Source organism: Paraburkholderia sp. RL17-347-BIC-D, assembly GCF_046027915.1.
Lineage (GTDB): Bacteria > Pseudomonadota > Gammaproteobacteria > Burkholderiales > Burkholderiaceae > Paraburkholderia.
In genome coordinates this window covers 1-10,474 of sequence record NZ_JARESS010000109.1, presented here as the reverse complement: position 1 = coordinate 10,474, position 10,474 = coordinate 1, and the positions used below count along the sequence as shown (strand labels likewise).

9 protein-coding genes are annotated in these 10,474 nt (G+C 62.1%); 6 read left to right on the top strand and 3 right to left on the bottom strand.

Annotated elements, in window-relative coordinates; all coding sequences use genetic code 11:
- Positions 1-431, bottom strand: a 431-nt coding sequence (locus P0D96_RS46680; protein ID WP_459252710.1) for a response regulator transcription factor, incomplete at its 3' end; no start/stop codon positions are given.
- Between the two features lie 104 nt (positions 432-535).
- Here P0D96_RS46680 and P0D96_RS46675 point away from each other — a divergent pair.
- A complete protein-coding gene (locus P0D96_RS46675; RefSeq protein WP_408320993.1) occupies positions 536-754 on the top strand; it encodes an aconitase family protein in 219 nt (72 codons plus the stop codon).
- A gap of 98 nt (positions 755-852) precedes the next feature.
- Here the strand turns inward: P0D96_RS46675 and P0D96_RS46670 are convergent, their stop codons facing one another.
- Both P0D96_RS46670 and P0D96_RS46665 read right to left on the bottom strand, forming a co-directional pair.
- Positions 853-2,208 carry a sensor histidine kinase gene (locus P0D96_RS46670; protein WP_408320991.1) on the bottom strand — a complete coding sequence of 452 codons (1,356 nt, stop codon included), beginning with the start codon at positions 2,206-2,208 and terminating at the stop codon, positions 853-855.
- Positions 2,195-2,878, bottom strand: a complete 684-nt coding sequence (locus tag P0D96_RS46665; protein WP_408183054.1) for a response regulator transcription factor — start codon at positions 2,876-2,878, stop codon at positions 2,195-2,197. Before P0D96_RS46665 ends, P0D96_RS46670 begins: the two co-directional genes overlap by 14 nt.
- Before the next feature lie 163 nt (positions 2,879-3,041).
- On the opposite strand from P0D96_RS46665, the gene P0D96_RS46660 reads away from it, so the two are divergent.
- The 5 genes from P0D96_RS46660 to P0D96_RS46640 all read left to right on the top strand — a co-directional run bounded on the left by P0D96_RS46660 (position 3,042) and on the right by P0D96_RS46640 (position 10,070).
- Entirely contained in the window at positions 3,042-3,719 is a 678-nt protein-coding gene (locus P0D96_RS46660; RefSeq protein ID WP_408183052.1) for a response regulator transcription factor, read from the top strand.
- Between the two features lie 148 nt (positions 3,720-3,867).
- Positions 3,868-5,349, top strand: a complete 1,482-nt coding sequence (locus P0D96_RS46655) for an efflux transporter outer membrane subunit (RefSeq protein ID WP_408320990.1) — start codon at positions 3,868-3,870, stop codon at positions 5,347-5,349.
- Positions 5,346-6,557 (top strand): efflux RND transporter periplasmic adaptor subunit, encoded by a 1,212-nt coding sequence (locus P0D96_RS46650; RefSeq protein WP_408320988.1) that lies wholly within the window; start codon positions 5,346-5,348, stop codon positions 6,555-6,557. The genes P0D96_RS46655 and P0D96_RS46650 overlap by 4 nt, the downstream gene beginning before the upstream one ends.
- Complete coding sequence (locus P0D96_RS46645) at positions 6,554-9,667, top strand: efflux RND transporter permease subunit (RefSeq protein ID WP_408320986.1); 3,114 nt, start codon at positions 6,554-6,556, stop codon at positions 9,665-9,667. Before P0D96_RS46650 ends, P0D96_RS46645 begins: the two co-directional genes overlap by 4 nt.
- 262 nt (positions 9,668-9,929) lie before the next feature.
- Complete coding sequence (locus tag P0D96_RS46640) at positions 9,930-10,070, top strand: hypothetical protein (RefSeq protein ID WP_408320984.1); 141 nt, start codon at positions 9,930-9,932, stop codon at positions 10,068-10,070.
- The last annotated feature ends 404 nt before the right edge of the window (positions 10,071-10,474 follow it).

The following is a 10,474-nucleotide window of genomic DNA, read 5'->3' as shown; positions in this document are numbered from 1 at the left end:
AGAACGATTTTATCGACCACTTCGTCAGATTTGCTCAGCACGAAAACGGGCATGTCGTAGCCGGCTTGTCGCAAGCGCCGCAGCGCGTCGCGTTCGCCCTGCATCGGTGCTTCGGCGCGTATGAGAATCGCCGACGGGCATTCGAGCTCCACCCGGTTCATCAATTGCGCCGCGCTATACAGCACCGACATCGCGATCTGGCTCATTTGAAGCTGCGCGCGCAATTGATCCCGGACAGTCTGGTCCGGCTCAACGACAAGAAGACTGATAGTCATGAACCTGTTTCCTCTCAACTGAAATCGACGGACGCGCTGTTTGCGGCGCTTGCATCGAGAATGCCCGGACGTCGCGCGCGCCGTGAAGCCGATGCCTCGATGATGAGTCGATGATAGGGAGGAAAGGCGCAGCAATGATGGTGAAATTAAGGACATTGTGTGGACGCGTGTGAAGGATGGCTGAGAGAGGGAAAGGGATGGAAATAAGCGAACGCTCATCCTCGAATAAGCCGTAAATCCGCCCCCTCTGGGATCTGGCGGTGGATCACTCGCTGAATGTCGAAGCGGCGGGCACCGATCCCGAGCTGATGGCTAAGAACATGGCGATCGAGAAGAGCAAAAACGCGGAGCGCTTCGAGTTTCTGGCGTGGTGTAAGCAGGCTTTCACCAATCTCGACGTGCTGATGCCCGGCAACGGCATCCTTCACCAGGTCAACATCGAGCATCTGTCGCCCGTCAGATATCCGGACGCGGTATGAGCCGACGTTTGAAACTTTCAAACGCTGCGCCATTCGAAACGGCGCTCACCCGTCAGAGCAGGCGACAAAGGCCGTGAGCGTCGACCATAACTATGGCGTTATTCAGCGGGTTTGCAGAACAGGACTTCACATCCGGGCATCGCGTCCTTGAAGCAGATCGACATGCCGTGCATGCCGGCGACTGCCAGCACAAGGCTCAGGCCGAGCCCGCTGCCGGGCGTGTGACGGCTCGCCTCACCGCGATAAAAGCGCCGCAGCACGGCTTGCTGTTCGGCGGGCGCAATGCCCGGCCCGTCGTCCGAAACGGTGACGCCCGCACCGGTCTTGTCGCGGAACACGGTGATCCGCACATGGCCGCCATGCGGCGCGAATTTGATGGCGTTTTCCACCAGATTCGCCAGCGCCTCGAACAGCAGGTTCGGATCACCCTGGATGTCGAGCGGCCCCGATACCGTTCGCTGCAGTTCGAAAGCGATCTGCTTGTCCTCGGCAGTCGGATCGTAGAACTCGAACACATCATCGGCAACGGCAGCCAGATCGACCGTTGTGAATCCCGCGCGGCGCACGCCGCTTTCGATTTCCGAAATGCGCAGCAGCGCGTTGAAGGTACGCAGCAACCCACTGGTTTCGACGATGGTTTCATCGATTGCCGCACGATACTCCGCTTCAGTTTTGGCGCGGCGCTGCGCACGTTCGAGTCCTCCGAGCATCCGTGTAAGCGGCGTGCGCAGATCGTGCGCAATCGCATCGCACACGCCCTTGACCTCCTGCATCAGCCGCTCGATCTCGTCGAGCATGCCATTTACGACGCCGACGAGACGATCGACGTCGTCGCGTTTCGAATGCACCGGCAGACGCCTGCTGAGATTGCCGGCGACGATTTCCTCGATCGAGGCGGTCACCGCGTCGAGCCGCCGCATTGCCGAAATACCGATCAGGCTCGCCCCGACCAGGCCGATCACGAGCGTGATCATGGCGGTGGAAAGCAGTGCGTGCAACAGCTCTTCGTCGAAGTGGTCGAGCTCGCGGGTGTTCTGGCATTGCAACGCAATGCGGCTATCCGGCACCCGCGCGGCGATGCATCGGCCGGGCGGGTGGCCGGGCAGCTCCGCGAGCCGCATGGAAAACGGTCTGTCGAAGACCGGAATAGCCGGTTGATCGCCCGCGTAGCCGCCGGCAAGATGTTTGCCGGTAGCGTCGAACAGGCCGAACGGACGCTGACGGCGCGGATCGAACTGATTTTGATGTTCGAATCGCGCGACCAGTTCGTCCGGCTCTTCGCGTTGCAACTGTGCGTGCTCGCGAATCAGCCAGTCGTCGATGCGCTCCTGTTCGAAGCCGGTGATCTCGCGATACAGGTAGCCGAATAGAAGTATCGCGATGACGCCGAACAGCATCAGGAACAGCGTGGCGAGGCGAAAACCGGTGGTGCGGTGCAGGTCAATCAGGCGCATGGAGCATGTACCCCGAACCGCGCACGGTATCGATCATCGGAGCCGTCCCGTCCGGGTCCAGCTTCTTTCTCAGGCGGCTGATGTGCACGTCGATCACATTGGTCCTCTCGTCCAGCCGGTAATCCCATACCGCTTCGAACAGCATCGTGCGGCTCACCACCTGGCCCTCATGCTGCATCAGGTATTCAAGCAACCGGTATTCGCGCGGCAAGAGCGGCACCGGACGGCCGGCGCAGCTCACTTCGCGCTTGAGCGGGTCGAGACGCAACGGGCCGACCTGGTATTCCTGCACACCGGGCGCGGCTTCGCGCCGTCGCATCAGCGCGTCGAGCCGCGCGGTCAGTTCGATGAATTCGAACGGCTTGGTCAGATAATCGTCGCCGCCGGCGCGCAAACCGCGTACGCGCTCGTCGACCGCGGACAGGGCGCTCAGAATCAACACCGGCGTGAGCACGCCGGCGCTGCGCAACGCCGCCAGCATGCCAAGCCCTTCGAGGCCGCCTGGCAACATGCGGTCGAGCACGATGGCGTCGTAACTGTTGGCGACCGCGAGCATCAAACCGTCGCGGCCCGTGCTCGCGGCTTGCACCTTGCAGCCGTGATCGGTGAGCGCTTCAACGATCTCCGCGAGGGTTTGCCCGTCGTCTTCGACGACCAATACGTTCGACATGCGCTTTTTTCCAGAAGTGAGCGGGCGGCGAGCCTGTGCGAGCCGGCCATATACACTACGCTCGTACCTACGATGCACTAAAGTATGCCGCGCGAAACTGCACAGGCGTTTCGCGCCAACATTAAAAAATTTTAATGTAAGCCATTATCAACCTGTTTAGCGCATGCGAATCCTGCTGGTCGAAGACGATACGCGCGCCAGCCAGTTTCTGGCGCGCGGCTTGAGCGAGAGCGGCCTCATTGTCGACACCGTGGCCGACGGTGCGACCGGGCTCGCCTATGCGCGCGAGGGCATTTACGACGTGATCGTGACCGATCGTCTCCTGCCGGCGCTCAACGGCATGGCCCTCGTGCAGCAATTGCGCGCCGGTGGCGATACCACGCCGGTGCTGATGCTGTCCGCGGTTGGTGGGCTGAACGAACGCGTGGAGGGCATCCGCGCCGGTTGCGACGATTACCTCGTGAAGCCGTACGCCTTCGTCGAAGTGCTGGCGAGAATCGAGGCGCTCGCGCGGCGCGCGGATCGTAGCCGGATGAGCGAACGGCTCGAATGCGCGGATCTGGTGCTCGACACGCGGGCACGAACCGCGACGCGCGGCGGCCGCGATCTGCGCCTGCAGCATCGGGAGTTTCTGTTGCTCGAATGCCTGGCGCGTCGCGAAGCCCAGGTCGTGACGCGCAGCATGCTGCTCGAGGCGGCGTGGAATTACGATTTTGAACCGCGCGGCAATATCATCGATATGCACGTGCATCGGCTGCGGGCGAAGGTGGATCGCGATTTTCCGGTGGCGCTGATTCATACCGTGGTGGGTGCGGGTTACGTGTTGAACCCGGCACCGTAGGCGCCTTTGGGCGACATGGATGGCCTCGTGCACGCGCGCTCCAACCGCGTATTGCGGCGCATTAAATTTTTTTAATTATTGGGCGAAAGCGCCGAAAGGACCCGCTGACTAATCTGGCGACATTGCCATGTTGCCGGAGCGTTCTCCAATGTCAGGGCTGTCCCCTTCGGCGCCGTTCTTGCGCGTCGCCAGTCCTCGTGCGCCTCATCTGACGCTCCGCGCTGCCGTATGCGGCGCAGTCTGCGCGCTGGGTGTCGTGGCTCTAGTCGGGTGCTCGCTCGTGCCGGCCTATCAGCGGCCCAGTGCGCCGCTCGCGCAGCACTTTGACGGTGCGGCGAGTGCGCCGCTCGCCGATGCCGTTCCGGTCAAAAGTGGCTGGTGGCGCGAATATCACGACCCCGCTCTCGATGCGCTGATCGATCGCAGTCTGCGCAACAACTTCACGCTGGCTTCGGCGATTGCGAGCGTCGAACAGGCGCGCGGCAACGCCGAGAAAGCCGGCGCGCCGCAGTATCCCTCGCTATCGGTCGGCGCTACCTTCGACCGCGCTCACCAGGGGCGCGGCTCGACCACCAAAACCCAGAGCCTGTTTGCCGAAGCCAGTTACGAGGTCGACTTCTGGGGCTTTAACGCCGCCAACGCCGGCGCGGCGGACCTGCTCGCGCGCGCGTCCGGGTTCGATCGCGATACGGTGGCGTTGACGCTGACCGCGTCGGTGGCGGACACGTATTTCCAGGTGCAGAGCCTGCGCCGCCGTCTGGCGATCGCACGGTCCATCTCGGACGATGCTGCACATATTTTGCAGTTACTGCTCGCGCAACAGGAGGCGGGCGTCGCGACCGAGCTGCAGGTGCAGCAGCAGCGCAATGCGCTCGCCACCTTCCAGGCGGCGGTGCCGGCGTTGCAGCAGCAACTGGACACCAACATTCATGCGCTCGCCGTGCTGGTGGGTACCGCGCCCGAGCAGTTCACGGTCGACGACACCGCGCTCGCCGGTATCGCCATTCCCCAGCCGCGTCCGGATCTGCCGGCCAGCCTGCTGGAAACACGCCCCGATATCCGCTCGAAGGAAGCGCAGTTGCAGTCGGCTAACGAGAGCGTCGGCGCGGCGCGCGCGGCCTTCCTGCCGAACATCGTGCTGACGGCCGACGGTGGGCTCAGCAGCAAGTCCCTTTCGCATTTCCTGTCGAGTCCGTTTGCGAGCGTCGCCACGTCGCTGGCCGCGCCGCTGTTGGACGGCGGCGCGCTGCGTGGTCAGTTGCACGCAAGCCAGGCCGCCGAAGCAAAGGGCGTCGCCGATTACCGGCAGGCCGTGGTGACTGCGCTGCAGGACGTCGAGGATTCGCTCTCGGCGGCGCAACAGCAGCAGCTCGCGGAGGCCGCCGACCAGACCGCCGCCGACGCTGCCCGCAAAGCCGCCAGGCTCGCGCAAGCCCAATACGAGCTCGGCACCGTCGACTTTCTGACCGTACTCGACGCCCAACGCACGCTCTATCAAGCGGAAGACACGCTGGTGCAGGCGCGGCTCGCGCGCCTTCAAGCGTCGGTGAGCCTGTTTCGCGCGTTCGGCGGCGGCTTCGGCGTGACCGATAGCAGCACCGCTTCCACTTCTACGCCTTCCCGCTCATGAACCCTGCTGATAGTCCGAATTACGAGACGCCCCGCGCGCGCCGTCGCGCGCCGCTCGTGGTGGCATTCGCTGTCCTTGTCGTGATTCTTGTCGCGTGGTTATGGCCGAGGCATCCGGCCGTGAAGCCCGCGGCTGCGGTGCCGGTCAACGCCGGCCATCCGGTGAACCGCGATTTTCCGATTCGCGTGGCTGCGGTGGGTACGGTCCTCGCGCTCAATACGGTGGACGTCAAAGTGCGTGTGGATGGTCAGTTGCAGCGCGTGGCCTTCACTGAAGGGCAGGATGTGAAGGCAGGGCAGTTGCTCGCCCAACTCGACCAGGGCCCGCTCACCGCGCAATTGCATCAAGCGGAAGCAGCGCAACGCAAGGACCAGGCATCGCTCGATAACGCGAAGCTCGATCTCGCACGCTACTCGAAACTGGTCGGTATCGGTGCGGCGACCACCCAGGCCGTGGACACGGCGAAGGCGCAAGTCGAAGCCCTCGCCGCCACTGTCGCGGAAGACGCAGCGCTGGTGCAGAGCGACCGCCTGCAACTGAGCTTCACCACACTCTTCGCGCCGTTCACCGGCCGTGTGGGTGCGCGCGAGGCCGACATCGGTGCGATCGTGCATCCCACCGACACGACCGGCATCGTCACCGTTACGCAGATGGAGCCGATCACCGTGCTGTTCTCCGTGCCGCAAGACGTGCTGCCCGACTTGCTCGCCAATCAGGCGGCCGCGCCTTTGGCGGTGAACGTCACCACGCGTTCCGGCAGCACAGCGCTTGCCGACGGCACGCTCGTGTTTATCGACAGTACGGTCGATCCCACCACCGGTCAGATCAAACTCAAGGCCTCTTTCGCCAACAGGGACCGCAAGCTGTGGCCGGGCGAGCTGGTGAATGCGCGCGTGCTGTTGCGCACCGATACGCAGCGGCTCGCCGTGCCGAGCCGCGCGGTGGTGAACACGCAGAACGGCACGCAGCTCTATGTGATCAACGCGGATGGCACGGCGCAGATGCGTCCGGTGCAAACGGGCGTGACTGTCGATGGAATGACGGAAATTCGCAGCGGCGTTGCGGCCGCGGACCTCGTTGTGTTTGATGGACAAAGCCGCTTGAACCCAGGCGTGCGCGTGACGGCGACCACGGTTCCGGCGGTGGCCCAGGCACAGGTCAACGCAGACGCGGCGGGCAGCCAGGCCAACCAGGACAATCCGTCATGAGCCTGATGGAACGGTTCATCAAACGGCGCATTGCGACCAGTTTTCTTGCTATCGCGGTGCTGCTGGCGGGCGCGGTGGCGTATTTCCTGCTGCCGGTCGCACCTTTGCCACAAGTCGACTTTCCGACCATTCAGGTCGTGGCGAAGTTGCCGGGCGCGAGTGCGGAGACCATGGCGACGTCGGTGGCGACGCCTCTCGAGCGGCAACTCTCGTTGATTGCTGGCATCACGCAGATGACGTCGTCGAGCTCGCTGGGCACGACCAACATCGCGGTGCAATTCGACTTGTCGCGCGATATCAACGGCGCGGCGCAGGACGTACAAACGGCGATCAACGCGGCCGGCGGTACCCTGCCGAAGAATCTGCCGAATCCGCCAACCTATGAAAAGGTCAACCCGGCCGACTTCACCTTGCTTTCACTCGCGCTGACGTCGCCATCGCTCACGCTCACGCAACTGGACAGCTACGCCGAAGACTATCTGGCGCAGCAGATCTCGCAGATGCCAGGCGTCGGGCTCGTCGATTTCCACGGCCAGCAACGGCCTGCCGTGCGTATTCAGCTCGATCCCGACAAGCTCACCGCACGCGGTCTCACGCTGGAAGACGTGCGCTCGATAGTCGGCTTGCAGACCGTGAATGCGCCGAAGGGCAGCCTGAACGGCCCGGACCGCTCGGTGATTTTCAATGCCACCGATCAGATCACGACCGCCTCGGCGTATCGCGATCTGGTGGTCGCGTACAAGAACGGCGCGCCGATTCGCGTTGCCGATCTCGGCACTGTTCTGAACGCCGCTGAAGACGACCAGCAGGCCGCATGGCTTCAACGCGAACGCGCGATCATCCTCGATATTCACAAGCAGCCTGGCTACAACGTCGTGCAGACGATCGCCAACATCAGGGCCAGGTTACCCGCGCTCGAAGCGACGCTGCCGGCGGCTGCGCATCTGCACGTAGTGGGCGATCGCACGCAGACCATCAACGCATCGGTGCACGACGTACAATTCACACTGATGCTGACAATCGCGCTCGTCGTGATGGTCATCTTCTCGTTTCTGCGCAACGTATGGGCAACGATCATTCCCAGCCTGACGATTCCTTTGTCGCTGGTCGCTACATTCGGCGTGATGTATCTGCTCGGCTATAGCCTCGACAATCTTTCGCTGATGGGGTTGACCATCGCGGTGGGTTTCGTGGTGGACGACGCGATTGTCGTGATCGAAAACGTGATGCGGCATGTCGAAGAAGGCGTGCCGCGCATGAAAGCCGCGCTGCTCGGTGCAATGGAGGTGCGCTTCACCATTATCTCGATGACGATCTCGCTGATCGCGGTGTTCATTCCGATCCTGCTGATGGGCGGTATTGTCGGACGCCTGTTCCGCGAGTTCGCGGTGACGGTGAGCGCGGCGATCCTGATGTCGGCGGTGGTATCGCTGACCGTCACGCCGATGCTATGCGGCTGGCTGATACGTTTGCCTGAGCCGGATGAAGCAGGGCGCATGCGCAAGCTCGAGGCGTGGCTCGAAAGAGGCTTCATCGCGGTGGAGCGCCGTTACGAGTGGGGTCTCGATTGGGTGTTGGATCGGGCGAAACTGATGCTTGGCGTTACGATCGCAACGATCGTCGCGACAGGTGCGCTGTTCGCCGTGATCCCGAAGGGCTTCTTCCCGCAGGAAGACTCCGGGTTGATCATGGGTGTCGCGCAGGCCGCGCCGGACATCTCCCCGCGCGCGATGTCTCTGAAAATGCAGCAACTGGGCAATATCATCGAAGCCGATCCCGCGGTCGATAACGTTTACTACTGGATGGGCGCCAATCCGACCGTTAGCCAGGGCCGCGTGATGATCAACCTGAAGGCGTTCGGTCAGCGCGAGGACAGCGCCGCGCAGGTGCTCAATCGTCTGAAGCCTCAGTTAGCGAAGGTGATGGGCATTTCCTTGTCGATGCAGGTCCGACAGGATATTCAGGTAGGTGGCCGTATCAGCGCCGCGCAGTATCAGTACACGCTGCAGGACCCCGATATCAATGAACTTAATCATTGGGCGGGCGTACTAACCGACAAGCTGTCGAAACTCCCGCAACTCGCCGACGTCACTTCGGATCAGCAAGCGGCAGCCACCAGCGCCACGCTCGTGATCGACCGCAGCACAGCTTCGCGTTTCGGTATTACTGCTCAAGCCATCGACGACACATTATACGACGCGTTCGGTCAACGGCAGATCGCGACGCTGTTCACGCAGCTGAATCAATACCACGTCGTGGAGGAGGTCGATCCGGGTTTCCAGTTGACCACCGACGCGCTCGCGCACCTCTACGTGCGTTCGCCGCTGACGAATGAACTGGTGCCGCTCAACACGCTGGCGAAGATCGAAAACAATGTGTCGCCGATTTCGGTGAATCACCAGGGGTTGTTCCCGGCTGTGACGATCTCGTTCAATCTGGCGCCGGGGCAATCGCTCGGTAACGTCGCGACGGCAATTCACCAGGCCGAAGTCGCCGCAGGCAAACCCGACAGTTTGACGGGCTCGTTCCAGGGTACGGCGCAGGCGTTTCAGGCGTCGCTTTCCAGCGAACCGTATCTGATCGCCGCGGCACTCGTCGTGGTGTATCTGATTCTCGGCATCCTGTACGAAAGCGCAATTCATCCGCTCACCATCATTTCGACGCTGCCCTCGGCGGGAGTCGGGGCATTGCTTGTGTTGATGCTGTGCGGCCAGGATCTCTCCATCATGGGGATGATCGGTATCATCCTGCTGATCGGTATCGTGAAGAAAAACGCCATCATGATGATCGATTTCGCACTCGTGGCCGAGCGTGAACAAGGCTTATCGCCGCGCGAAGCCATACGTCAGGCATGCGTGCTGCGCTTCCGGCCGATCATGATGACGACGCTGGCCGCGCTGTTTGGCGCGTTGCCGCTCGCGCTTGGGTCTGGTGCGGGCGCGGAATTGCGTGTTCCGCTCGGTATCGCGATTGTCGGCGGCCTGATCGTTTCGCAGATGCTGACGCTCTTCACGACGCCGGTGGTGCACCTGTGGTTCGACCGTCTGTCGCATTGGCTGGCGGGGCATCGAGCGAAAGATGGCATGGTCGAGCGCGAACCGGTGGGTTGATCGCTGGCCGCACGCAACCTCGGCGTGCTCAGTATGCCTGGCGTGTCATGTCGGCACGCATTCAAATTCTGAGGGACCGCCGCCGATCCGGCGCGGCGGCCCACTCCTTCAAGCTTAATCTCCCCGGGTGCCTTAGCCCGCCTTGGCTGCGGCCTCCCTGGCGAGCAGGCGTTGCGCCTGCTGATCGCCCTTTCCTGCTTCCTGCGCGGTTTGAACCGACGTCTCGGTCGCTTCCGCCATCAAAGCGCGCGCCGCGCTGCTGATGTTGACCGTATACGACGACGTGGACGTGCTGGTGCTCGACCCCGTAGCCGACGAAGCGCTTGTGCTCGATGCCGGCGCCGTCGACGCTGAACTCGAAGTCGACGCCGTGGACGAAGGTGCTGTTTGTACGACGCTTTGACCGATTGCCTGAATGGACATCCCAATCTCCCATAGAAAAACGTGTGTACTGCGTTCTGTCTATCGGCCTGCATTCGGTGTGCTTGAGCAGTATATTTTTTCGAAGTTTTTATCTTCTTAAGGATCCCCTAAGGAGAATTAAGAAAAGGCCAAATGAGAGTGTTGACAGGATGAATCCGTTTGCCAGAGCGTCCTTTTCTTAAGGTTAGCATAAGGTTTCTCCTCGCATTGAGAGCCGTCACCATTCAGTCACCCGCGCGTGTTTCTATCTATTACGTTTGATTACCGGCTACCTCGCAAATGTCGGTGCCCCTGCCTTCCCACCCCGCATACCTGTTTCAGGAGACGAACATGCCCAGCACTCGATCTGGTTACGCAGTAAGCCGCATTTTTGGTCGCACCGCA